The organism is Candidatus Xianfuyuplasma coldseepsis (assembly GCF_014023125.1).
In the GTDB taxonomy this organism is placed as follows: Bacteria; Bacillota_I; Bacilli_A; order Izemoplasmatales; family Izemoplasmataceae; genus Xianfuyuplasma; species Xianfuyuplasma coldseepsis.
On record NZ_CP048914.1, the window covers coordinates 504,045 to 529,769 of the forward strand.

General features: G+C 39.0%; 26 protein-coding genes. 10 read left to right on the forward strand and 16 right to left on the reverse strand.

Annotated elements, in window-relative coordinates; genetic code table 11:
• Nucleotides 1-5: 5 nt before the first annotated feature.
• A complete protein-coding gene (locus G4Z02_RS02325; protein ID WP_258878252.1) occupies nucleotides 6-1,079 on the reverse strand; it encodes a GMP reductase in 1,074 nt (357 codons plus the stop codon).
• 93 nt (nucleotides 1,080-1,172) lie between these two features.
• On the reverse strand, nucleotides 1,173-1,478 hold the full coding sequence (locus G4Z02_RS02330) for a pyridoxamine 5'-phosphate oxidase family protein (RefSeq protein ID WP_258878253.1): 306 nt from the start codon (nucleotides 1,476-1,478) through the stop codon (nucleotides 1,173-1,175).
• Nucleotides 1,479-1,653: 175 nt separating this feature from the next.
• Here G4Z02_RS02330 and G4Z02_RS02335 point away from each other — a divergent pair, with 175 nt between their 5' ends.
• Genes G4Z02_RS02335 through G4Z02_RS02345 form a run of 3 tightly spaced genes read left to right on the forward strand, consistent with a single transcriptional unit; the run spans nucleotide 1,654 to nucleotide 3,238 of the window.
• Nucleotides 1,654-1,989 carry an ArsR/SmtB family transcription factor gene (locus G4Z02_RS02335; protein ID WP_258878254.1) on the forward strand — a complete coding sequence of 112 codons (336 nt, stop codon included), beginning with the start codon at nucleotides 1,654-1,656 and terminating at the stop codon, nucleotides 1,987-1,989.
• Nucleotides 1,990-1,994: 5 nt separating this feature from the next.
• Entirely contained in the window at nucleotides 1,995-2,996 is a 1,002-nt protein-coding gene (locus tag G4Z02_RS02340; RefSeq protein WP_258878255.1) for a permease, read from the forward strand.
• A gap of 8 nt (nucleotides 2,997-3,004) precedes the next feature.
• Nucleotides 3,005-3,238, forward strand: a complete 234-nt coding sequence (locus G4Z02_RS02345; protein WP_258878256.1) for a thioredoxin family protein — start codon at nucleotides 3,005-3,007, stop codon at nucleotides 3,236-3,238.
• A 27-nt stretch (nucleotides 3,239-3,265) separates the two neighbouring features.
• On the opposite strand, the gene G4Z02_RS02350 is transcribed toward G4Z02_RS02345, so the two are convergent.
• From G4Z02_RS02350 to G4Z02_RS02385, 8 genes are all read right to left on the reverse strand, one after another.
• Nucleotides 3,266-4,516, reverse strand: coding sequence for an ammonium transporter (locus tag G4Z02_RS02350; RefSeq protein ID WP_258878257.1), 1,251 nt, complete (start codon nucleotides 4,514-4,516; stop codon nucleotides 3,266-3,268).
• A gap of 201 nt (nucleotides 4,517-4,717) precedes the next feature.
• Entirely contained in the window at nucleotides 4,718-5,065 is a 348-nt protein-coding gene (locus G4Z02_RS02355; protein ID WP_258878258.1) for a cupin domain-containing protein, read from the reverse strand.
• Between the two features lie 77 nt (nucleotides 5,066-5,142).
• Nucleotides 5,143-5,682, reverse strand: coding sequence for a hypothetical protein (locus G4Z02_RS02360; RefSeq protein ID WP_258878259.1), 540 nt, complete (start codon nucleotides 5,680-5,682; stop codon nucleotides 5,143-5,145).
• A gap of 98 nt (nucleotides 5,683-5,780) precedes the next feature.
• Nucleotides 5,781-6,542 carry a YwaF family protein gene (locus G4Z02_RS02365; RefSeq protein WP_258878260.1) on the reverse strand — a complete coding sequence of 254 codons (762 nt, stop codon included), beginning with the start codon at nucleotides 6,540-6,542 and terminating at the stop codon, nucleotides 5,781-5,783.
• 74 nt (nucleotides 6,543-6,616) lie between these two features.
• On the reverse strand, nucleotides 6,617-7,234 hold the full coding sequence (locus tag G4Z02_RS02370; RefSeq protein WP_258878261.1) for a cyclase family protein: 618 nt from the start codon (nucleotides 7,232-7,234) through the stop codon (nucleotides 6,617-6,619).
• Nucleotides 7,221-8,591, reverse strand: a complete 1,371-nt coding sequence (gene zwf, locus G4Z02_RS02375) for a glucose-6-phosphate dehydrogenase (protein WP_258878262.1) — start codon at nucleotides 8,589-8,591, stop codon at nucleotides 7,221-7,223. Before zwf ends, G4Z02_RS02370 begins: the two co-directional genes overlap by 14 nt.
• A 4-nt stretch (nucleotides 8,592-8,595) precedes the next feature.
• On the reverse strand, nucleotides 8,596-10,038 hold the full coding sequence (locus G4Z02_RS02380; RefSeq protein WP_258878263.1) for a nicotinate phosphoribosyltransferase: 1,443 nt from the start codon (nucleotides 10,036-10,038) through the stop codon (nucleotides 8,596-8,598).
• Nucleotides 10,035-10,562 (reverse strand): cysteine hydrolase family protein, encoded by a 528-nt coding sequence (locus G4Z02_RS02385; protein WP_258878264.1) that lies wholly within the window; start codon nucleotides 10,560-10,562, stop codon nucleotides 10,035-10,037. The genes G4Z02_RS02380 and G4Z02_RS02385 overlap by 4 nt, the downstream gene beginning before the upstream one ends.
• A 100-nt stretch (nucleotides 10,563-10,662) precedes the next feature.
• On the opposite strand from G4Z02_RS02385, the gene G4Z02_RS02390 reads away from it, so the two are divergent.
• On the forward strand, nucleotides 10,663-12,273 hold the full coding sequence (locus G4Z02_RS02390; RefSeq protein WP_258878265.1) for an alpha-glucosidase: 1,611 nt from the start codon (nucleotides 10,663-10,665) through the stop codon (nucleotides 12,271-12,273).
• 16 nt (nucleotides 12,274-12,289) lie between these two features.
• Nucleotides 12,290-13,693: a glycoside-pentoside-hexuronide (GPH):cation symporter gene (locus G4Z02_RS02395; RefSeq protein ID WP_258878697.1), complete on the forward strand. Its 1,404-nt coding sequence runs from the start codon at nucleotides 12,290-12,292 to the stop codon at nucleotides 13,691-13,693.
• Nucleotides 13,694-13,716: 23 nt separating this feature from the next.
• On the opposite strand, the gene G4Z02_RS02400 is transcribed toward G4Z02_RS02395, so the two are convergent.
• From G4Z02_RS02400 to G4Z02_RS02415, 4 genes are read right to left on the reverse strand one after another with little or no spacing between them, the layout of a single operon-like run.
• The gene (locus G4Z02_RS02400; RefSeq protein WP_258878266.1) at nucleotides 13,717-14,538 is read right to left on the reverse strand and encodes an undecaprenyl-diphosphate phosphatase; all 822 of its coding nucleotides are present in this window, start codon (nucleotides 14,536-14,538) and stop codon (nucleotides 13,717-13,719) included.
• A 9-nt stretch (nucleotides 14,539-14,547) separates the two neighbouring features.
• Nucleotides 14,548-15,300, reverse strand: a complete 753-nt coding sequence (locus G4Z02_RS02405) for an exodeoxyribonuclease III (RefSeq protein ID WP_258878267.1) — start codon at nucleotides 15,298-15,300, stop codon at nucleotides 14,548-14,550.
• 33 nt (nucleotides 15,301-15,333) lie between these two features.
• On the reverse strand, nucleotides 15,334-16,731 hold the full coding sequence (locus tag G4Z02_RS02410; protein WP_258878268.1) for a protein adenylyltransferase SelO: 1,398 nt from the start codon (nucleotides 16,729-16,731) through the stop codon (nucleotides 15,334-15,336).
• 36 nt (nucleotides 16,732-16,767) lie between these two features.
• Complete coding sequence (locus G4Z02_RS02415) at nucleotides 16,768-17,712, reverse strand: FAD-dependent oxidoreductase (RefSeq protein WP_258878269.1); 945 nt, start codon at nucleotides 17,710-17,712, stop codon at nucleotides 16,768-16,770.
• Nucleotides 17,713-17,944: 232 nt separating this feature from the next.
• Here G4Z02_RS02415 and G4Z02_RS02420 point away from each other — a divergent pair, with 232 nt between their 5' ends.
• Complete coding sequence (locus G4Z02_RS02420) at nucleotides 17,945-20,398, forward strand: beta-propeller domain-containing protein (protein ID WP_258878270.1); 2,454 nt, start codon at nucleotides 17,945-17,947, stop codon at nucleotides 20,396-20,398.
• Between the two features lie 106 nt (nucleotides 20,399-20,504).
• A complete protein-coding gene (locus G4Z02_RS02425) occupies nucleotides 20,505-20,807 on the forward strand; it encodes a hypothetical protein (RefSeq protein ID WP_258878271.1) in 303 nt (100 codons plus the stop codon).
• 31 nt (nucleotides 20,808-20,838) lie between these two features.
• Here the strand turns inward: G4Z02_RS02425 and G4Z02_RS02430 are convergent, their stop codons facing one another.
• Entirely contained in the window at nucleotides 20,839-23,091 is a 2,253-nt protein-coding gene (locus G4Z02_RS02430; RefSeq protein WP_258878272.1) for an ABC transporter ATP-binding protein/permease, read from the reverse strand.
• A 135-nt stretch (nucleotides 23,092-23,226) separates the two neighbouring features.
• Between G4Z02_RS02430 and G4Z02_RS02435 the strand changes: the two genes are divergently transcribed.
• Nucleotides 23,227-24,084: a DUF1295 domain-containing protein gene (locus G4Z02_RS02435; protein WP_258878273.1), complete on the forward strand. Its 858-nt coding sequence runs from the start codon at nucleotides 23,227-23,229 to the stop codon at nucleotides 24,082-24,084.
• Nucleotides 24,085-24,100: 16 nt separating this feature from the next.
• On the opposite strand, the gene G4Z02_RS02440 is transcribed toward G4Z02_RS02435, so the two are convergent.
• Nucleotides 24,101-24,370 (reverse strand): acylphosphatase, encoded by a 270-nt coding sequence (locus tag G4Z02_RS02440; protein WP_258878274.1) that lies wholly within the window; start codon nucleotides 24,368-24,370, stop codon nucleotides 24,101-24,103.
• Nucleotides 24,371-24,452: 82 nt separating this feature from the next.
• On the opposite strand from G4Z02_RS02440, the gene G4Z02_RS02445 reads away from it, so the two are divergent.
• Together G4Z02_RS02445 and G4Z02_RS02450 are read left to right on the forward strand one after the other, a co-directional pair.
• Entirely contained in the window at nucleotides 24,453-25,484 is a 1,032-nt protein-coding gene (locus tag G4Z02_RS02445) for a ketopantoate reductase family protein (protein ID WP_258878275.1), read from the forward strand.
• Nucleotides 25,485-25,486: 2 nt separating this feature from the next.
• The gene (locus G4Z02_RS02450; RefSeq protein WP_258878276.1) at nucleotides 25,487-25,708 is read left to right on the forward strand and encodes a hypothetical protein; all 222 of its coding nucleotides are present in this window, start codon (nucleotides 25,487-25,489) and stop codon (nucleotides 25,706-25,708) included.
• The last annotated feature ends 17 nt before the right edge of the window (nucleotides 25,709-25,725 follow it).

Genomic DNA, 25,725 nt, shown 5'->3' on the forward strand with positions numbered 1-25,725 from the left:
TCACGCTATTCAACAAAGACATCATTAAATTGTTTTGTGACACGGACAAAGGTGGTACATTTGGATAGTTGTTTCAAGGTAGGAGCACCGACATAAGTACAGGTAGAACGGAGTCCACCAAGGATATTTTTTACCGTTTTAGCAAGTGGTCCCCGATAGGGTATACGGACAGTTCGACCTTCACTGCTTCGGTAATCGGCAACTCCACCATGATGTTTGTCCATTGCGGTATCACTACTCATGCCATAGAATTCCACAAACTGGCGTTTGTCATATTCGGGGCGATTCAACTCTTCATTAAATAATCCAGTTAAGTAAGTCTCGGTAATGATTTTACCGCCACCCTCATCATGACCCGCGAGCATTCCCCCAAGCATGACAAAGTCTGCCCCTGCACCAAAGGCTTTCGCAACATCACCAGGAGAGGTACAGCCACCATCGGCGATGATGTGAGCACCAAGTCCATGTGCCGCATCGGCACATTCCATAATTGCACTGAGTTGGGGATACCCCACACCCGTTTGAATCCGCGTGGTACAGACCGATCCCGGACCAATACCAACTTTGATAATATCGGCACCACGTAAAATTAACTCTTGCGTCATATCGGCGGTCACAACATTCCCAGCAATGATCGTATGTTTTGGAAATTCTTTACGGACTTTGGATACAAAGTCGCCAAAGGCTTCACTATAGCCGTTGGCCACATCGATACAAATAAATTGAAAGTTGGGATTCTCCCGAAGGATTTGTTGCAAACGACTATAATCCTTCTTCCCGATCCCAGTGCTTATCGCAAAATAATCTGGATTGAGTTGTTGATGTTGAAAATCGTCAATGTTATAGCTCTTTACCAAGCAGGTAAACAACTTGAATTTCTCCATTTCTTTGGCGACACCGAAGGTTCCAACACCATCCATGTTCGCTCCCATAATCGGGATTCCATTCCATTCTTTATTACTGTATTTGAAATGATAGGTTCGATCCAAACTCACATTTTTTCGACTCGATAAGTTTGATCGTTTGGGACGAATCAATACATCTTTAAAATCCAATTTAATATCGCTTTCCATTCTCATTTTGAAGCCACCTCTTTCCATCTAGTTCCATTATATCAAATCGATGGTAAAATAATACATTACAATAAAAAAAGACTACGAAAAAAGTAGTCTTTACTTTGCAAACTTCAGAACACAGAGTTCTTCGGTTCCATCGAGAAAGTACGCATTGTTGGTTTCAATCATATAATTGTAGACACTCATGACGTATTCATCATCGGTGACAACCTCTATCTTTACTGGTGCAAAGTTATTGGTTGAAATATCAAATGTAACATCTAACGATCCGTTTTGTTCAATGTAGGCCACTTTCTTTGATTCATATTTCGACATAACGACGACATCTCCATTAAAGACGACATAATGCATTAATCCTCGTTCATCATCATGGCGATATTTCACTAACGCTTTTTTATTCATTGTGATCCTCCTTGGGTTCTTCTATATTTATTATATCAAGAATATTTCCATATCTCATTCAAAATACAATGGATTTTATAAAAAGCACAAAATAATTTACAATATATCTTGATTTTATCTCTTTATTATTGTAATATACCTTTATGCGTATATATGTATATAGGAGGGTCATTCAATGGATATAACAACGGTATTTCAATTATTAAGTGATGAGACAAGACTGCGGATATTACTACTGTTGCTGCATCAAGATCTCTGTGTCTGTGAGTTGACGGAGATTATGAAGGAATCACAACCTAAAATCTCGAAACATATGGCAAAACTACGAACCCATAAATTGGTTCTCGCCAATCGCAACGAACAATACATTTACTATTCGCTGAATCCCGACAATGAACTATTGATCAACCAGTTACAACTACTGCAACCTTCACTACAAGATCAAGAACCTTATCAGTCGGATTTAAACGTACTACAAACAATCACTGAATTCGTTTGCACGAGAGGATAGTCATCATGTTTGACACATTTAATAATATATTCTTGAAAATGACATGGTTATCGAACTTCTTTGATGTTGTTGTATATCAATGGTTTGGTTTACAAGAAGGCTCATTAGTTGGTCGGATAATTCAATTCTTCCTGTACGATGTCGTAAAGATTTTCATTCTTCTCACGATATTAATCTTCCTCGTATCCCTAATTCAAAGTTACTTCACCCCAGAGAGAACAACGGTAATCCTACAAAAATACAAAGGAATCAAAGGAAACATCACGGGAGCATTGCTTGGTACATTAACACCATTTTGTAGTTGTTCTAGTATCCCAATATTCATTGGATTTACGAGAGCTGGATTACCCCTTGGAATTACCTTCAGTTTCTTAATATCATCACCGCTAGTAGACCTTGCATCGTTTATCATATTACTGTCTGCGCTCGGTTGGGAGATTGCTGTAATCTATGTTATCGTTGGTATAGTTCTCGCCGTAATTGGTGGTATGATTATCGATAAGAATCATATGGAAGAATACATCGCTGATTACTTGCGAAATGCCAGACATGTAGACCCACTACTTGCTGAATCGATGACGTGGAACGACCGCTTCCATTTTGCACTAGATCAAGTCAAAGACATCATCAAGCGAGTCTGGTTATACATTATCATTGGCGTATTAATCGGAGCTTCGATTCACAACTTAGAAGCGTTAAGCGACTTTGTCAAAATCGTACTCGGTAATCAAAATCCATTTAGCGTCATTATTGCGACGGTATTAGGTGTTCCAATGTATGCCGACATCTTTGGTACCATCCCAGTTGCCGAGGCATTATTTGCTCAAGGTATTGGAGCAGGAACGATTTTGTCTTATATGATGGCTGTTACGACCTTGTCGATCCCATCGATGATTTTGCTAAAACAAGTACTAAAACCAAAACTATTAACAATGTTTATTATTATTGTTACCATCGGTATAATCATTATCGGTTATATCTTTAATATACTATACTATTTTATGTAGGAGGAACTATGAATATTAAAATTCTAGGGAGTGGTTGTCCCAACTGTAAACGTCTAGAACAACATGTTCGTGAAGCGTTAGTGAAACTTGATTTGAGCGCTGAGGTTGAAAAAGTAACTGATTACAAAGACATGATGGTGTATAATATCATGTCAACTCCAGGACTTGTCATCGATGAAAAACTCGTGAGTTCGGGACGTGTATTAAAAGTACAAGAAGTGATGGAATTACTCCAAAAGTAAAGACATGCGATTGCATGTCTTTCTTCTTTATTCTGTAACGATATCTTTTTTATATTCAAAGTCGGGATAAGAACTTTCTAATCCATGTTCTAACAAATCAAGACCGGTAAGTTCTTCCTCTTTTGACACCCGTAAACCAAGGACTATATCAATGGTTTTAAATAGGATAAACGATGTTGATAACGTCCATCCAGCTACAGCAACAACACCGAGAGCTTGAACTCCTAAAAGAGCAAAACTTCCGGAGGCAAGCAAGCCACCTTCTGTCGCAAATACACCAACAAGTAGCGTACCTGTTGCACCACATAATCCATGAACGGCAACGGCACCAACCGGGTCATCAACATGTAATGTACGTTCGACAAGCTCCGATCCATACACAATAACAATTCCGGCAATTAATCCAATTCCTAACGCTCCTACTGTAGATACGGCGTCGGTACCTGCGGTTATTGCAACCAAACCACCAAGCGCACCATTTAATGTCATACCGACATCGGGTTTACCATCTTTAACCCACGTTATAAACATTGCCGAAATCGCACCTGCTGCCGCAGCTAAATTGGTTGTCATAAAGATGAGTGCGATTGCTTCGACATCTTGGCCACTTAATGTGGATCCAGGATTAAATCCAAACCAACCAAACCACAAGATGAATACACCAAGTGCACCTAGTGTTAGGCTGTGTCCGTTTAGTTTGTTCGAGGATCCATCTTGATTGTACTTACCAATCCGGGGACCTAAAATGAAGGCACCCATTAACGCAGCCCAACCACCGACGCTGTGAACAACGGTGGATCCTGCAAAATCATGAAATCCTAACTCACTCAACCAGCCACCACCCCAAACCCAGTGTCCAACAACTGGATAAATAACAAGGGTAATGACAAAACTAAATACCAAATACGAAGCAAACTTCGTCCGTTCTGCCATTGCACCGGATACAATCGTCGCGGCCGTCGCAGCAAATACCGTTTGGAAAATCATAAAGGCATGTTGGGGAATGGTTAATCCAAGATGTTCATACAAGTCATTTGAGAACAAATGGATTTCACCAAACAGTCCACCGATGCTATCACCAAACATAATACTAAATCCAAAAACAAAATAGATAACGGATCCCACTGCGAAATCCATCATATTTTTCATGATGATATTACCAGCATTCTTTGCCCGGGTAAATCCCGTTTCCACCATCGCGAAACCTGCTTGCATAAAGAACACAAGCGCTGTAGCAACCAATACCCACATGGTATCTATTGCAACTCCATAATCCATTAATCTTCCTCCTTTTAATTGAAGGTTTATGTCACAACAAACAATAAAAAAGGCGTCGACGAAAACTCGTCAACACCTTTGTCGTTATCTGTTATTTTTGTGCTTGCTGTACAATAAACCTAGTTGTTTATGGTTTCATTATACGGTCAAAGAAATCCTGTATCAATAGTTTTTTTGATGTAAACGTTTTAAGAGAATCTCTTACTTGTGCCCTTCTTCTGGTACAATACAGATAAATTTAAGTGGTTTTTCACCAACATTTTTAAATTGATGAATCGTATCGGAGGGTACATATGCGTATGATCCACTCGTGATTTGATACTCCTGATGATCAATCATGAGCGACCCAACGCCATCAATAATATAATTAATATGGGGCCAGGGATGTTGGTGTTTCGGTGTGTATCCATCAATTCCTACTTCAAACACTCGCATGACATGACCGTCCCAACCTTCTTTGGGGGAGACGAGTACCTTCATCATGACGTCTTGGACTTGTGAAGATTCAATTACTTTTCCGTCTAATTTCTCAAGATGTCCTACTATCATCGTATCATCCTTTCTATTCTACATTCAGTATACCATAATCGAAAAAAAGCGGAATGCACTGTGCATTCCGTTTCTTGTTATTCCGCTTCTTTTTGTTCTTCTTCTAGTTCTTCTTCAGCGATATCTTCTTCGACAGGTGCTGCTTCAACTGGTGTTTCTTCTTTTGGTTTTTCACCCAACGTCTTTTCTAAGAAAGCTCCTGCTTTACCAACGTATTTGCATACTACCGCAGTACCTTTTTCGGTCGTAGATGGTAGAAATACAGCAAGTACGTAGATGACTAATGCAAGGATTTCAAGATAGAATCCCAGTGATAAAGTAACCGACATATCTCCGGTTGCCCACCAGATTAACGAGAGTAAGATGGCCATAAAGATGGCAACAACAAACCGTGCAATCTTTTGTAATGAAGGTCGATAATGAAGTGAAAATAGTCCGAATAAAACAACTGCTGCAATAACGAGTTTAAAGATCCATGCACCACCAAAGTAATTAATGGTTACCGCAAAATAAATGGTTCCAGATAGCGTTTGTCCTTCTCCTTCAAACAATGGAAAGAACATAAAAATATAGAACAATACCAATGAATAAGTTGCTAACTTTTTACTTGTGTTCATACCTATCCTCCTAATTATATCTAATTCTATAATAGTATACTAGTAGTTAGTGTGTAAAGTATAATTTAGAATTTCCTCCAAATAAAAAAGGATGATAATCATCCTTTTAGTTCATGTTGTAATATAATTCCATTGTCAAATCGTATCTTACCAAGGGCTGCGTAGTTGATAATATAGATGGTATATACGTATAAGACAGCAAGAACAAACATAATATACACCTGGGGAATTCCAAAGATACTGAGATTGATTGGACCGTTTAGAAACAAGTAATCTACATAGCGATTCGTTAGTAGTTCTTGCAACACTTCTACGTTAAATAATACAAGAAGTAAACCGACTAAACTGTACCAGGATTTTCGGAGATTTAGTTCATGGGTTCTGGTTGCCAAAAAGACAATCGGTACAATGAATATGAAGTAATGCGATAGTAAACTTTCAAAGATTTGCAAGGTTAAGAAGCGATCGTTAAATACACCTTCTGGTACAACAAACATTAAAATCGCTCCACTCATACCAGTAATTAAGAAGAAATCGCGTCCTTTTTGGATATTGAAAATTAAGTATAATGATAAGAATACTGTATTTACGTTACAGAGATAAAATGGCCAGAATGCTTCCATAAATGGTTTTCCCTGATAGACATCCACACCACGCCTTACGATATAAAATAGGAGGGTAATCCACGCTAAGATTTTGGCGTCACGAATGATACGTTCTTTGGGCTTTGATAAATATACTAAAATCAAAATGGGAATGGACGCAACCATGAGAGCTATGGAACCGATATGCACGAGTCCATAAGCAAAATCACCGGGCTCAAAGCCGGTCAGCATAAACTGTTCGATGGTGTGAATCATTTGTGCACCCCCTTACGAAATTACTGTCTTATTATACCAGTGAAACAAGGAAATGTAAATACAAGAATCGGGTTCTATCGTTTCAATATAACCCGAGCTAATGATGCTTCTACATTGCGGATATTTAGTGGTAAACAAATCATCTCATACGTACCAGGTTCAATATCTTTTAATCGTAATCCTTCAATAATAACGATATTGTTTGACAACAGAATTTTGTGGGTCGGATGTCCCTCTTGAGCTCGCTCAATACCGAGTCCATCCGTTCCTACACCACGTATCTTTTTCTCTTGTAGATAACGTGCGCCATCTTCAGTTAAGTAGGTGAAATCAAACAAGAACGATTCAGAGAAACTATTTTTTGTTTTGAATAACAGGAAATCACCTTTGTTTATATCATATTGTTGCAAATCCTGTTTGGTAATAGCTTCTTTGTTTGCCGTAAAATCAAGTACGATACACTTACCTAGCAGTACATCTAGGTTTTCCTTATTGGATGTTGCACCGTTCTCAATCATATGTAATGGATAATCTACATGGGTTCCGGTATGAAGATTTAAGGTTACATTGGTTTCGTGGTAGTTGTCGGTTTCATGTGATGCAATTGTTGTAAATGTCGGTTTCTTGATGTCAGCATTTTTGTATACTTGAATGGTTTCATCAATCGGATACGAAACATCATAAATCATCAATATTCACTCCTTTTTCACGCTTGATTTGGAACACCAAATCGGCGTAGTTTTCGTAGATACTTGGTGCTTCACTGATATTTTTGATGCCATCAAAGATAGTCCATGTTGCTTCAATTTCATCCCATCTAGTAAAGAGTGTTTTTTGTTGTTTTGATAGGTCTAACAGTAGTTTTTCATATGCTTCCGGACTATTTTTAAGGGCTAAACAAGAATGACAATAGTCTAGTGCCGCAGTAGTAATGTAATTTTCTAATCCAGGTTGTTTCACATTAAAATGGAATTCAACACCTTCGTCGGGAGCAACTTTGATAATCAATTTATTTTGATTTTCATGGGCATTTGGATAGAGTGCTAATAGTGAGTCATCATCTTTAAAATTGATGATGATTTCCGACCGTTTTTGATCGAGTTTTTTACCCGTCACAAAATAGATTGGAACGCCTTCCCATTTAGGCTGATCAATCCGTGCCTCTAAATATACAAAGGTTTCCGTGTTACTATTTGGATCAATCTTCTCGGTATCCGTGTAGCCCTTGTATTGGCCACGAAAAATAGAATCCTTGACAATTTTCAGATCATTAAAAATCGTAATTTTTTGATCCTTTATGTCTTCGCTGTCAAATGTTTTTGGTTTACTCATTGTCGTAACAGCTAGCATTTGCAATAAATGGGATTGAAACATATCCTTAAGTGCGCCGATGGTGTCATAGTAATTCCCACGAGATAATACTCCTTCGGTTTCTTTGGCCATGATGACAATATTGCGAATGGTCTTATTGTTCCAGGTATGTTCAAAGATACGGTTACCAAAGCGAACAACCAAAATGTTTTGAATCATTTCCTTACCGAGGTAATGATCAATCCGATAAATTTGTTCCTCATCTAAATAGTTCCACAGTAGTTGATTGATTTCTTTTGCAGTGGCCAAATCTTCCCCAAATGGCTTTTCAAAGACCACGCGATGATTCGCGTTACCTTGCTTTACTACAGTGGATGTTGATAGATGTGCAGCAATGACAGGAAACAACTTGGGTGGAACAGCGAGATAAATCATTCGTGTATCCATTTGATGGTCGTCCAATAACGTTGAAAAGGATGCATAATCATCAGATTGATTAACATCCATTTTTACGTATTCGATATAAGGAGACAAAAAGTCCCAATCGAGTGGTTCTGTCACTTGCTCTTTTGCTTGATCAATATAGTCTTTTGAATTGTAATCTCGACGACCTATAGCGTAGATTTTACATTCATTGGTCAACTCTTCATGTACAAGTAACTGATAAAGCGCAGGTAAGAGCTTTTTATACATTAAATTTCCCGTTGAACCAAATACAACAATCGCAGTTTGCGGCATGGAATCACCCTTTCTTGATTGCTGATTGAATCATTTTTTGTTTTAAGTCATATAATGGTTTTGATAAGTCTACATAATATTTGTGGGGATATTCAAAACGTTTAACTTCATCCCACAGTTTTTCTTTTTGATCTTTCGCGTAGGTAATGATTTCATCCAGTTCCGGTTGATCGTAAACGAGTTTTCCATTTCTGAAAATGGGTTGCAACATCGGTACTAGTTCGTAAGTATCAAATGTTTTGGATTTCCAAGGATGTTTTGGATCGAAAATGGTCAACGGTTTTGATGTATCGATTACTTCATCGTGTAACGTGATTAAATCGGCTTCGAATTTTCCGTTTTCATCAACGATTCGATAGACGTTTTTATAATGGGGTGTCGTTATTTTATCGACGTTTTCACTGATTTTAATTGTTGGTTGAATAGTCCCGTTTTTCGATATTGCTGCAAGTTTATATACGGCACCAAAAACAGGATCACTTTTTGCAGTAATTAACCGTTCACCAACCCCGAAAATATCGATTGGTGCACCTTGATTCAAGAGATCCTTGATTAAGTATTCATCCAGCGCATTACTGACAACGATATGACAATTTTCCAGTCCGGCATCGTCCAACATCTTACGCGCTTTTTTGGTTAAGTACGTTAGATCCCCAGAATCGATTCGAATTGAATAGTGATTGACACCTTTGGGTACCAACAATTCTTTAATAACTTTGATGGCGTTTGGTATCCCACTTTTCAGCGTATCATACGTGTCTACGAGTAAGGTGCAGTTGGTCGGATAAATTTCGGCATAGGTTTTAAACGCTTCATACTCGGTATCAAATAATTGGACCCAGGAATGGGCCATTGTACCAAGGGCCTTCACACCGTATAACTGATCCGCTAAAACATTACTAGTCGCGTCGATTCCACCAATGGACGCCGCCCGTGCACCTAGAACACTACTGGATGCACCATGTGCTCGTCGTGCTCCCATCTCTAAGACTAAACGGTGTTTGGCAGATTGTTTGATACGTGAGGCTTTTGTAGCAATCAGACTTTGATGGTTTACTACTTGCAAAAGATAGGTTTCCAGTAGTTGTGCCTCAATAATTGGTGCTTTAACGGTGATAATCGGTTCATAGGGAAACATGACGCTTCCTTCTAAGAAGGATTCGACATCTCCGGTGAATCGGAGGTTTCTTAGGTATTCCAAAAAGTCATCTGAAAACATATCACGGTTCCGTAAATATTCGATGTCTTCGTCGACAAAACGAAAGTTTTCAATGTGTTGAATAATCGATTCTAGTCCCGCAAAAATACTATATCCACCATTGTCTGGATTATCACGGAAGAACAAATCAAAACACACCATTTCATCTTTACGACAGCTTTTATAGTAGCCGTATGCCATGGTGAGTTCATAAAAATCAGTAAGCATTGTTAACTGTAATGATTTCATCGATTGATTACCTCTACGTGAATTCCTTCTAGGATATTGAGTGCTTGTTCATGTAAGTTGGAATCAAAGCTTGCGGTTGCTTGTGCATCGACAACAATGTGGGCATTGGGTAGTGCACTTTTGGCAATGACAGCATTGCTCAGAACACAGATATTGGAAACGAGTCCACATAGTTCAATAACCTCATAGTCCTTGGTTGCTAGATAGTTACCAAGTTCTAATGACGGAAAACTATATTTAATAAATTCGACATCGGTGTTTTCCCGTAATGCATCCACATCTTCTTGCAATGCATGACCGGTTGTTCCTTCTACGCAATGAATGACTGGTAGGTGTTGTCCTTCTTCCGTATCCAAGTAGTCCTCGGTATGGGTGTCTTTTGTAAAGATGACATCCCCTCCGTCTTGTTTTACTTGAGTAATCTTGTTAATGATGGCGTCTTTGATATTAAGGGCACCATCAAAACCAAGGGCACCATCAATAAAATCGTTTTGATAGTCGACAACAATTAAGCATTTGTTCATGGTATCACCTCGCTTCTTATTATACCACTTTCTCGAAAAATTCAGCGAATAAGTGCAAAACTAGTGATATAATAGAACATGAGTATAAGGGAGGTATATTATGGGACATTGGTGGCAAGAACAAACCGTTTATCAAGTCTATCCTCGTAGTTTCAACGATAGCAATCACGATGGCATGGGGGACATCCCTGGAATCATCGAGAAACTCGATTATTTGACAGCCCTGGGGATTGGTGTATTATGGTTATCGCCAGTATACAAATCGCCACAGAAAGACAATGGATATGACATAGCTGATTATAAAGATATTGATCCATTATTTGGAACAATGGCGGATATGGATCAATTAATCGTCGAAGCAGAAAAACGTGGTATCAAAATTGTTATGGATCTGGTCATTAACCATAATAGTGATCAACACGAATGGTTTCAAAAAAGTCGACAGCGAATTGATCCATACACCGATTATTACATTTGGCGAGATGGTAAAGATGGTGGTCCTCCAAACAATTGGACATCGTTCTTTGCCGGAGAAGCATGGCAATATGATGACATGAGAAAGCAATATTATCTTCATCTATTCGCGACTGAACAACCTGATTTAAACTATCATAATAAAGCCGTTATTGAAGAAGTAAAAGACATCATAAAATGTTGGTTGGATCGCGGTGTTCACGGCTTCCGTTGTGACGTGATTAATATCATTTTCAAATCATCACTAGAAGACGGAAAACGACAATTGGTCTTAAAAGGATTGGAACACTATCTATCCCAAGAAGGAAATCACGAGATTCTTCAAGAACTTCGGCGTGATGTCTTGGATCACTACGATTGTTTCACCGTGGGAGAAACCGTCCTTGTAACACCAAAAATGGCGCGAGACTTATGTGATCCCTCTCGCAAGGAACTCGATATGATTTTCTCGTTTGAACACATGGAGGCAGATCAATACTTCGTTAAGTGGTTTAAACGTAAATTCCAGAAAAAAGTATTCTTTGAAACCCTATCAAAATGGCAAAAGGAACTTCATTGGAATGCGAATTATTTTGAAAACCATGATCAACTGCGTAGTGTTAGTCGCTTTGGTGATGATACACGTTATTGGATGGAATCCGCAACGATGCTCGCTACCTTATTATTCTCCTTAAAAGGAACACCGTTTATCTATCAAGGTCAAGAAATCGGTATGACAAATTTTGATTTTCAATCCATGGACGATATTCAAGATGTGGAAAGTCACAATGTCTATCGATTCCTCGGACGATTTCATCTTCCTAAATGGTTGCGATGGCGGATGATCTTCAAATCATCCCGTGATAATGTTCGTACGCCAATGCAGTGGAGTGATTCGGAATACGGCGGTTTTTCAACTGTACAACCGTGGTTGAAAGTAAACAGCAATTATCACACAATCAATGTTGCAAATCAGTTTCATCAAGAAGGCACTATCTGGTCGTACTATCAAACACTGATTCATCTTAGAAATAATGATCAAACGTTGATATATGGTGACTTTGAGAAGATGTATATCGATAAACACGTCTTCATCTTCCGTCGTTACGATGAACAAGAAGCCTATATTATAGCCGTTAATTTTAGTACTAAAAAACGGACCATCTCCTACCGCGGAGATGTTCTGATTAGCAATTACAATACCACTCGCTTTAATGGTGTTTTACAACCATACGAAGCCATCATTCTGAAAGGATAACCCTATGAACAATCACTTGAAACGCAATATTTTTACCTTTGGTTTTGGAACCATTGGCCGGGATATGCTATATTCCCTTGTCAGTATGTATTTAATTGTCTACTTAACAGAAGTTTTAACATTAAGCAATGCCACCATGTGGTGGATAACCTTTATCATCGTTGGTGCCCGTGTCTTTGATGCCGTCAACGACCCCATTATGGGAACCATCGTTGATAATACCAAATCACGATGGGGAAAATTCAAACCATGGATTGCATTTGGTGCTTTGACATCCGGGTTGTTTACCATTCTCCTCTTCACGGATTTCGGTTTAACAAACGGTGCCTTTATCGCATTGTTTGCTTTGGTCTATGTCGGATGGGGTGTCGCGTTTACGACCAATGACATCTCCTATTGGGCGATGTTGCCATCGCTTAGTGTATCGCAACGAGATCGTGGTAAAATGATGGGTGTCGCTCGGATTTTTGCCAACATTGGACTCTTTAGCGTTGTCGTGGGAATCGTACCGATTACCAAAGCTTTGGAAGCTACAACCGGTAGTATGACCCAAGCATATTTCATTTTTACCATTGCGATTGTCGCGATTATGTGGGTTGGCCAATCGGTCACGTTATTTGGTGTTAAAGAACCAAAAGGATTGTTTGTTGAACAGGAGAAAACAACGTTATCTGGATTGCTTCATACCTTGCGTAATAACGATCAACTTCTTGCCTTAGCCATTGCGATGTCAGTATTTATGATTGGGTATGTCACAACCACATCCTTTGGATTATACTATTTCATCTACGCCTTTGAAGATGAAGGGATGTATTCGATCTTCGCCCTTGTCCTTGGTGTTTCGCAACTCGGTACCCTTGCCTTATTCCCATTAATCAGTAAACGATTTACCCGAGGACAATTATTTACCTTTGGTACGATATTCGTCTTTATTGGATACATCATCTTCTACTTCGCACCAATGAATATGTTGGTAATTGGTCCCGCCGGTTTATTCCTCTTTATCGGCCAAGCATTGATTCAGGTATTGATGTATTTATTCCTGGCTGACTGTATTGAGTACGGCCAATGGAAACTCGGACGACGCAATGAAGGAATCACCTTCAGTGTCCAACCATTTATTAATAAAATTGGTGGTGCAATCGCCACCGGTATTGTTGGTGCAGTGGCGATCATATCGGGAATTAATGATGCGGATGGTGATCCCAGTTTATTGCCTGCTGGTGGTGTCGAACTGTTAAAGGCATCGATGTTGATTCTTCCCCTACTGTTAATTATTGCAAGTTACATCATCTATCGTAAGCTATTTAAAATTGATGAAAAATTCTATGCGACGATGATTAAAGATTTAAAAGATCGTGGTGAACTAAACCTTTCCGATGATGACGCAGAGCGAGTTATCGAAGACAAATTTATTTAAAAAAAGCAGCTTCGGCTGCTTTTTCATTGGAATAAGAAATAGATAACAACCAGAACTCCAAGGACAATTCGGTAGTATCCAAAGACTTTGAAATCATGGTTTTTGATATAACCAAGAAGGAACTTGATGGCAATGATGGAAACGATAAATGCGGTAACCATTCCAATGGCTAGTGTAACGATTTCAACTCCGGTAAAGTTAAATCCAAACTTGTACAACTTTAAGAAGCTTGCACCAAACATCACTGGGATGGATAGGAAGAATGAAAACTCTGCGGCGACAACCCGACTACCACCAAGAATAATCCCACCAAGGATGGTGGCACCACTGCGTGATGTCCCTGGGATTAGAGATAGGACTTGAAACAGTCCAATCAAGAATGCAGTTTTATAGGATAAATCTTTCATCGATGTAATCGTTTGTTCTTTGGTTTGATGCGTGGTCTCGATGACAATAAATAATGCCCCATAAAGAATCAAGGTAATTGCGACAGTTATATAATTATATAGATGATCATTTAACCAGTCGTCAAATAATAACCCTAGTACAGCAGCAGGAATAACCCCAACGATAACTTTAAACCACGTGTCAAACGTTTGTTTCTTCTCAGAAGTAGATTTCTTGGCACTGAATGGATTTAAGCGCTCAAAATAGAGCACAACTACAGCAAGAATTGCACCTAGTTGAATCACAACCAAGAACATCTCTTTAAACGCATCAGAGGCTTGGAGTTGAATCCACTCATCGAGCAATATCATATGGCCGGTACTACTGATTGGTAACCATTCTGTAATTCCTTCAACAATACCTAGAAGGATGGTTTTTAACAGTTCAATAAATTCCATAGCAACTCCTTACAGATCAATGTGTAGTAACACGGGACAATGATCACTACCAAGAACGTGATCGAGAATGATACTATCCTGAACATAGGGGACTAATCGATTGGATACAACAAAATAATCAATCCGCCACCCAACATTTTTCTCACGAGATTTAAACATGTAACTCCACCACGAGTATTGTTCTTTTGTTGGATATAGATGACGGAAAGTATCAGTAAATCCGGCATCGAGTAGTTCGTTGAATTTGCCCCGTTCTTCATCGGTAAATCCAGCGTTTCCAATGTTGGATTTATCGTTTTTTAAATCAATTTCATTATGGGCAACATTTAAGTCCCCACAAAGAATGACAGGTTTTGACTGTGAAAGTTCCACGTAATAGGCACGGACACGATCTTCATACGTCATCCGATAGGGAATCCGGGATAAATCACGTTTGACATTGGGGACATAGGTATTCACCAGATAAAAGGAATCGTATTCTAAGGTGATGATTCGACCTTCGTCATTATAGGCCCCATCATTCAATCCATATTGGACGTGCAAGGGTTCGTGTTTGGTGTAGATCAACGTACCTGAGTACCCTTTACGATCTGCATCATTCCAAAATTCATGATAACCCTCAAAGGCAAACTCTTTCTGATGTTGTTGCATTTTTGTTTCTTGAAGACATACGAAATCCGCATCCTGTTCTTCAAAGAAAGATGCAAATCCTTTTTTCATACAAGCTCGAAGGCCATTTACATTCCATGAAATAAATTTCATACAGCCACCTCCATGGTGTCTATTATATCATAATTACGTTCCACAATACGTAACAAATCGTTCTTTGTTTGGATTTGGTTCTTGAAACTTGGGATTCACATCACGGTCATAATTATAGGGGTCTTTGTATACATCGATTAACGTTCTAAACAATTCATCATTGTCATCAAACGCAGCTTGTTCAATCGCTTGCAATACGAGATGATTACGGGGAATAACGACGGGATTTACTTGTTTCATGATGTCATGTTTGGGTTCTCGTTTGATCCATTTATCATGAAAGAGGGTCCACTCCACCATCGAAAACGGTAGCGAATCATAGTCATTGCAGGTTAACTGATAAAATGTATTGGTATAATCTACTTTATTTCGTTGCATCAGTTCCAACAGTTCATCGATCAGCTTTTTATCACTCTCTTGCATCGGAACTAATCCTAATTTCTTGGCCATATGTTCATAGTAGTATTGCGTATATAACATCTCAAATTCTGCGAGGGATTGATTGAGTAAATCAATTGCATTTGATTCATCTGGATCAATTAATGTTACCATTGCTGCAGCTAGTTTTGATAGGTTCCACGAGGTAATGTAGGGTTGTTTTTGATAGGAATAACGACCATTTCGATCAATCGATGAAAATGTTAATGATGGATCATACTCATCCAAAAAAGCACAGGGACCATAATCAATCGTTTCTCCTGATAACAGAACGTTATCGGTATTTAATACCCCATGGACAAATCCGAGAGACTGCCATTTCGCAACGAGTTCTGCTTGACGTTTGACAACCTGATCAAACAAGGCTAGATACAGTTTGTTCGAGTTCTTTATCTCAGGATAAAGGCGATCAATAGCATAATCGAGAAGCGACTGTAGAATCGTGGGTTCTTGGAGAGCACGTGCATACTCCACGGTACCGACACGAATGTGTGATTTTCCGATACGAATCAACATTGAACCATCTTGAGGTATGTCACGATATACAGTTTGATTGGTATCTAAAACAGCAAACGGACGTGTGGTCGGAACACCGAGTTGATACAAGGCTTCACTCATAAGATATTCTTTTAACGAGGACAACATGGTCGCATATCCATCGCCACGACGTGAGAATGGGGTTGGTCCAGATCCTTTGACGTGAACATCATAGCGTTGATTCTGATGATGTAATTCACCAAGCATCATCGCTCGACCATCTCCAAGCATAGTAAAGTGACCATACTGATGTCCGGCATAAGCCATGGCAAAAAGATCGTCATGGTTCCCATTTATAATCATCATATCGTCTTCTTGTAAGAGGATGTTAAAATCATTAACAACCGCATCATTTAAATAGCGAATTGCATACTGTGTCGTCTGTGATTTTTCCAACCGTGCATACAAACTATGTGGCAGTTCCAAATAACTGTGTTTAGAATATAATTTTCCCATGGTTCCTCCTGTTAAAAAACGCCTACATTTAGGCGTTTATTGTAAGTATCGTTCAATTGCAAGTGCAGCCATTTTTCCTTCACCGATGGCCCATTTAATTAAGCTTTGGCCACGGCGTGCATCACCGCAAATAAAGATGTTTTCTTTGTTGGTTGTAAAGACGTCGGTATCTTTATTGTGAACACTGCGGTCCAGTTCCACATCAAATGCGTCAAGTGCTTCTTCTAAGGGACCTAAAAACCCGATGGCGACAAATACTAAGTCCGCTTCCATTTCTCCATTGAGATTATTGAATTCAATCTTCGTTCCATTCTCATCACGAACAAAATCAACTTGATCGGTGACAACCTTGGCAACACAACCTTCTCCATCGCAATCAATGAACTTAACGGCGGTTTTTTGGTATAAACGAATTTCATCTTCGTCAAAATCGTACGAGTTCTTTTTCCGTGGTTGATCTTTGGGGCTAATCTCTAATTGTCGTACGGATTTTGCGCCTTGACTGAGCGCTGTAGCAACACAATCATTTGCAGTATCTCCACCACCAATGATGACAACATTTTTTCCTTTGGCATCGATTTTGAGTGGGGATCCATCTAGAAGATGTTTCGTATTGTCGGTTAGATACTCCATTGCGAAAAAGATATTGCTGAGTTGTCGTCCATCAATGCTGATGTCGCGTGCTTTTTCGGCACCGGTTGCTAATAATACAGCATCGTACTCGCTTGATATTGTATTGGCGACATCTTCTTTGGTGACGTTGGTATTCAAGATGAACTCGACACCGAGATCTTGTAAAATTTGAGCTTTCTTTAAGACGTTGTTTTTATTTAATTTCATTTGTGGGATTCCATACATTAGTATTCCACCAGGACGATCATGTTTTTCATACATTGTGACGTTGTACCCATCACTTGCTAACACTTGGGCTGCTGCCATCCCTGAAGGACCGGTTCCAATAATTGCGATACGTTTGCTCATAGTTATTTCCTTCCTAATTATAAAGTTCCTAAATAACATCGTTATTATATCACTTTTATCTATACAATACAAATGACATTGTAACATTTTTATGTTTTTGTTTGCATACATACAAGTGTGTGAATTTCATTGCAAGTCATCGCATTATTTATGTAGTTTAATCAAAATCGATTGCATTTAAATTTGTACATTGTAAAATGTAAGTGTGAAGAAATTGATTAGGAGGTTCTCTATGAGACGACTATTAATAGCAGTACTTGGATTGTTATTTCTTACCGGTTGTAACGCCTTAAATGAAGGTAAGATAGTAATTCCAGAATACTGTAGTGAAGGCTTCCACTTAGTGGGAGATTTATGTGTGGAAAATGATGATACCACACCTACAGAAGCACAATTTACAAGCAGTGACGACTTAATGAGTTTAGTCGCTGATTTCAATGAACGGTATGACAGCGCATCGCCATTCATCGCGACCCGTGGAGGTTGGGTTGATATGGAATTCGATGCTACTGCAGAAGACGCACCGACTGCTACCAATGATGAACAAGGCAGTGATGATTATTCGGAAACCAATAATCAAGTTGAAGGTGTCGATGAAATGGACAATGTATTAACCGATGGAAAATACTTGTACATTACCAATTATAATAAGGTTCAAATTGTTCTTGCCTATACGATAGAATCGGGTATCAACAATATGGCCTTGGTGGAAGAAATCACCTTTGATGAATTACAAGGAGATCACGATTACTTCTACTTCACCGGACTCTATGTGGATGAGGAACGTCTATTAATTGTTGGCCATTCATACGATTATGCGTGTGACGTCTACTATGATGAAAAGATCGATGAAGAAGGTGATGTGACTACTGAAGATGATATCTATTATCAAGAATGTTGGTATTATCGCAGTACGACAACAACACATGTATTTGAATATGACAAAGCGGATTTCTCACTAGTAAACGAATACCAAATGAGCGGATATTTTGTTGGTTCTCGTAAAATTGATGATAACATGTACTTCGTTACCAATGAATACATCCCATTCTACCTAGCTGAAACCGATGAAAACTTTGATTTGGATCAATATTTACCATCGTATAACGTCAATGGTCAAGATGTATTCTTAGACTATGAAGATATTCTATATATGGATGGTACCCAACCATACAACTTCACCAGTTTCTTTGGAATTAATTTAGAAACCAAAGAAGTATCTACGGAAGTCGTTCTTGGTGAAGGTGGATACAACATGTATGTCTCTACCAATAATATTTATTTCACAGGTACTTCTTGGAATTTCAATATGGATGTATTGGTAGCTGTTGAAGAAGCTGTTGAGGCAGATGATGAAGAAGCCTTGGATGAGATTGATGATAATCCTTATGAAATCAGTACTAGCATTATGAAGTTATCAATTAATGATGGAATTGTTGATTTTGTAGCAGAAACCAGTGTTCCCGGTTCTGGATTGGATCAATTTGCCTTTGATGAACACAATGGATATTTACGCCTCGTAACCACCGAATTTAACTGGTGGTGGGGATGGTGGATGGAAGATGCTACCGAAAATGAAATCAACAACCGCCTCTATGTCCTCGATGAAGACTTGAATGTTGTCAGTACCTTAGAAGGTATTGGCAAGCCTGGAGAAAGCGTTCAAAGCGTTCGCTTCGTTGGTGATTATGCCTATGTTGTTACCTTCTTACGGACCGACCCATTCTATGTCATTGACTTAAGTGATCCAGCAAACCCTGTTAAATTAAGTGAACTTATCATACCTGGATTTAGTGATTACCTACAACCCATCAATGAAGATTACATCTTAGGTATTGGATATGGTGATAACGATGGTGGAACCAATGGATTAAAAATCTCATTGTATGATGTATCCGATAAAACAGAAGCTGTTGTAGCAAGTGAACTTATCTATCCATACTCTGATAATTCATATATGTGGACAAGCACCTTATACAACCACAAAGATTTAGTTGTATCGGTCGATAAAGGAATCATCGCACTGCCATACAACCGTTATGAATATGGTAGTACCGAAGACAATTGGTGGTATCGTTATAACACCGGTGTCCTCGTGTTAAACTTGGACATTGAAGACGGTGAAATCAGTGAACGTGGTTGGGTCGAACACAGTGAATCCAACAGTTATGATACCTATGTATATAAATCCAAATTCATCAGTGATTACCTATTTACCATCAGTTCCAAATTTGTTATGGTATCACTCTTAGATGATCCGGAAACGATTCTCAATCAAGTTCAGATCGGTGAAAGTCGTGAGTACGATTATCCCGATGAAGAAGTCGAACCTGTTGATCCTGAAGTTGTCGATCCCGATACCGAAACGGGAACTGGTGATGCAACCGAAACAATCTACAGCGATTTCGTTCATGTATACAGTTGGGATGAAGCACTTCATATGGGGGAACATGAATACTTCGTATACGTATACAGTCCCACTTGTAGTGCATGTATAGAACTGGAAGAAATCATGCTTGAGTTTGTTCAAAGTAGTGACATTGAAGTCATCTTCTTGAACATTGGTGATGTGGACAATCTTGATGATTATCCATATGATGCATATCCATTATTGGCTCGCGTCAATCAAATGGATGTATTCGAAGAGTACTTAGGCAGCGATGAGATTTTTGGTTTTATTCAGTAATTACAAAAAGCCTTGCAAAAGGCTTTTTTTATGGAATTGTTGTATTGCGATACACATTTCTTAAAAATATATTATAATAGAACTAGTAAACCATAAGGAGAGACTGATGAGTGATAAATTAATTAAGTTCCGACATGAAAACGCAAAAGGGGTATTTCATTACGATGTATTCGAAGGTGATTTTGTGGCTTTATCAAAAACCGATACTGGAAAAATCAAGTACATTAAAGAACATGGAGCACTCGACATAACATTTGATATGGAAGACGATACCTATGACATTATGGCGGTGGATGTTATAGAAGATAAAGAGTACGTCCAAGCCGTATATGATCACTTCATGAAAACCAACAATGCCTGGTTTACCGATGGTATTGATGGACTGTGTGTCTTAAAATTTCACAAATGAAAAAGATTGGAATAGTCCAATCTTTTTTTCATTAATCAACGCGTAATGCTTCAACAGGATCTTTCTTCGCCGCGATTCGGCTTGGAATAAATCCACCGATAAACGTAAGAATTGTCGATGCAATTACTAATAGAATAAGATGCAACACATTTACTTGGGCTACATTAGCAAGGGATTCATCGTAGTTTACCGCAATCGAGTTGATCGGGAAGGTTAGGACAAAGGTAATCGCAATACCAAGCAATCCAGCAAAAGCACCAATAATGACACTTTCTGCATTAAAGACACGACTGATGTCTTTTTTACGTCCACCTAGAGAACGGATAATCCCAATTTCTTTGGTTCGTTCGAGAACACTGATGTAAATGATAACCCCGATCATGACACTACTAACAACAAGGGAAATCGAGGCAAACGCGGTTAGAACAACACTCACGGAAGTGATTAATGTTCCGAGGGTTTCACCGATTGCTTCAGCAAGATCGGTTTCAAAGATTTTATCATCGACATCTTTGCCTTCGTTGTAAACGGCAATATGATTCTTAATCGCTTCTTTGTGTTCGACACTATCGGTATATATTTGAATCAAGAACGGATTGGAGGTGTTACATCCTAAGAAGGATAGTAGCATCTCTTTTTGTTCTTCGGTGACATTGGTTAAGTCAAAAATACTGGTATCGCTGTTTAATTGGGTTGTACATATGGTTGAACCAGCATTGGCCTGCAGAAGTGTTGTTTTTAACTCGTACAAGTATTTGATACCACCATTGCTGTACTGAACCGTATCTCCAGTTGCTTCCACCAACCCAACTATCGTGACGGTAACGCCGTTATCGGCTACGGTTTCTAGTTCGCCGTAGTTGGGTAAGAAGATCCCACCTTGTTCAATATATAAATCGTCATTTAAGGCGACATATAATTCTTTTCCAAGGACATCTTCATAGTAAAGAGTTTCTGTGGAATCATATCCCAGTGCTTCAATGACTTCTTTTTCAACGACATTCCACTCATCCATTTGCAGAACAACCTCATATTGATTTTGCGGTAGAGTTCCTGCTTTAACGGTATAATACTCACCTAGTTCCTCTTCAGGAACAATAAAGGTACTAAATCCTAAGTCTTGGAGTTCAACAATCTCAGGAACCCCATCTCGTTCTGTAATCAAGGTAGGTGTGTATCCATATTCAAAATGCATATTGGTGTATACGTCTTCATTGAGTAATGCCAGATGATTTAAGAAGTTTTCGGTAAACAAGTTGGTATGCACAGCCATATCGGGATCATATACAACAATTTCATTCTCTTCGGCTCCCTCAGGAATATAGGAGGTCGCTCCTGCTCGATCAAAGCCGATCTGCATTTCTTCACGGCCAATCAGAATTGGTAAGCCAACCAATTGATCCTGTTCGACTTCATCCAGTTGACGACTAAATCCATTGGAGATGGACAACACCAGACCAACCCCAATAATCCCAATGCTTGACGCTAGTGCGGTAATCGTCGTACGGAATTTTTTGGTGCGGAGATTGTTAAAGGATAACTTTAGAGCCGTCCAGAAGTTCATTGCCGTTTTATTGGGTTCATACCCTTCATTTTTATCCGCTTCAACGGTTGAACCAGTGTCATGAACAATTTCTCCATCTTTTAATTCAATCGTGCGTGATGCATATTCGTCCGCATACATGCGTGCATGAGTAACCATGATGATGAGTTTATCTTTTCCGACTTCTTTGATTAGATTGAGAATCTCATGGGCTGTCGATGAATCAAGGGCACCCGTAGGTTCATCGGCTAAAATAATATCGGGATCGTTTAACAACGCACGCGCAATCGCAACTCGTTGTTTTTCACCACCGGATAATTTGGTTGGGGATTTGTGGATTTGATTTTCTAGACCAACTCGTTTTAGAACTTTAATCGCCCGTTCTTTTCGTTCTTTTGGTGCGACACCGGATAATGTCATACCAAGTTCGACGTTATCTAAAACGCTTAAATGATTGATTAAGTTGTAGCTTTGAAAGACAAACCCAATCGAGTTGTTTCGATACGCATCCCAATCTTTTTCTTTAAAATCTCTCGTGGATGTTCCATTAATGATTAAATCACCGCTGGTGTATCGATCGAGCCCACCAACAATGTTTAGCGTAGTTGTTTTACCACATCCAGATGGACCTAGTATTGCAACAAATTCTCCTTTATGGAGTTCCATATTTACTTTATTTAAAGCACGAAATTGGCGATCGCCAACAGGATAGTCTTTAATAATATCTTTTAATACAAGCATTGTATCACCTCGTCAATATTATATACTACGAACTCCGTTTTTTTGAGTAGTTCGCTCGGAACATTTCCGTTTTTCATATTTTTTGATATAATACAAGAGATAGCTTTACTACAAATCATATAAATAGGTGATTCGATGTCGAAAAAACGCTCATTATACGTAACCACTCTTATCTATTCAATTGTCTTAATTGCAGGGCTGTATAGTTACTTACTGGCACGCTCCGTTACGTCGGTTCTCTATGCGACATTGATAGCGGATGTGGTGATGACGACCTTGATTTTTGTCGCCAGTATCGGGTTTAATAATTCCAGTTTGTACGATCCCTATTGGAGTGTCATTCCCGTGTTTATCGTCGTACTGTGGATGAGAGAACTCCATCACATGATGTGGATCGACTGGGTGTTATTTACCAGTGTGTTTGTTTGGGCAATACGACTTACGATGAACTGGATTACCGATTTCAAGGGATACAACCATGAAGATTTCCGATATGTGGACTTTCGTAAACAGTTCCCCAAAATTTATTGGCTTGTCAGCTATTTTGGGATTCATCTATTTCCTACGGTGATTGTGTTTATTTCATTGTATCCATTATATTTTATTTGGACAAATACGATAAATTCTCCCATGTATGTGTATATCGGTGCACTGATTATGATTGGTGGTGCGATGATTAGTTATGTCGCGGATCATCAACGACGAATCCACAAATTGCAACATCCGAATCAATCGATTAGAACCGGGTTATGGCAATACTCGCGACATCCAAATTACTTTGGTGAAGTGTTCTTCTGGTTTGGTATTTATATCAGTAGCGTTAGTGTCGGTGTTGCCTTATCACCGATCGTTGGATTTGTGAGCATGGTGGCGTTGTTCAATTTTTACAGTGTCCCCAAAATGGAGGATAAGTTATTACAAAATAAAACCGATTATCAACTTGTAATCGATACGGTACCACGATTCTTTTTCCGCAAACCAAAGGCAGACTAACGCGTCTGCCTTTTTTTTAAAATATTCGAATCTGGAAGTTGTTGTATTCCTTACTATAGGTGACATCTTCTTCTTGGAGTTGTTCGATGTATCCTGGAGTTCTTGTTTTGAGATTCATAATGAATTGTTTTAGAGATTGCTCATCTCCTTGGATCAAACATTCAACGGACCCATCGGCTTTGTTTTTGACATAGCCAAACAGTCCCATTTGTTTCGCTATTCGCGATACGCTATAGCGCATCCCAACACCTTGGACACGTCCTTTTAAAATTAATCGTTTTGTCATCCGTGTATTCACTCCTTTATCGTTCAACTTAATTATACATCATTTGGCTGTATTTTTGATATACTATAATAGAGGTGATGTTATGAGAGTTGCAATATATGGTGCGGGTGCAATGGGTACCGTGCTCGGTGCCTTTATAACAAAGGCTGGTTATGAGGTTGATTTAATAAACCGTAACAAGGATCATGTTCGCGGATTACAAGAACATGGCGCACAGATTCAAGGAACCTTATCGATGTCCCAAGACGTTACCGCCCTATTACCTGAAGAAATGACTGGTCTTTATGATGTTATTTTGTTGATGACTAAACAACGTCATAATCAAGAGATTGTAACATTCTTACAACCGTATTTAGCACAAGATGGTGTGCTCTGCACGCTTCAAAATGGAATTCCAGAGCCACTGATTGCGTCGATTATTGGAGACGAACGAACCATCGGTGCAACGATGAGTTGGGGAGCCACATTCATTGGGGGTGGTGTCGTTGAACTTACGACTGAACCATCTCGGGAAACCTTGACATTTAGTATTGGTTCCTACAGTGATAAAAGACCACAACATTTTGATTATGTCGTGACGTTGTTACATACGATGGGCCATGTAACCATCGAAGACAATTTCATTGGTGCACGCTGGTCGAAATTGTTGATCAATGCTGCCTATAGTGGTCTCAGTGTTGTAACTGGAGCGACGTTTGGTGAGTTAAACAAGAATCGTACCACAAGAACAATTGCGTTAGGTGCAATGAAAGAATGCATCGATGTCGCCAAAGCGAGTAATCTCATGATTGAACCATTGCAAGGGAAAGATGTTGTGAAGTTGATGGATTATAATAATCCGTTTAAGAAACAATTTAGCTTATTTCTCCTACCCATCGCAATGCGCAAACATAAGAACATTAAATCGAGTATGTTGCGAGATTTAGCACGTGGGTACACAACGGAAATCGATGCGATTAACGGTGTCGTTTGTGATGCAGGGGATCAAGTTGGTATTGAAACACCTATTAATGATTTAATCGTATCTATTGTCCATGAGATTGAGACGAACAAACGAGCATCATCTTGGGACAATATCAAAGATTTTGATATGATGAATATGAAAGGAGCATGATTATGTTTAAAAAAGACAAATTATCCGTATTGGCATGGATTGTATTAATTATTGCCTTGTCTATTCCCGTATTTAATATTATCTTTGCCGTATATCTATTCATTCGTCGGCGTACGAGTGAAACCGTCAAGAACTTCTTTGTGGCCTATTTAATTCTTTGGGTACTCGCATGGATTGGATTATTTGCCGGAGCATTTGAAAATATGCAAGGACTCTTCGGATAAACACGGAATCTCCGTGT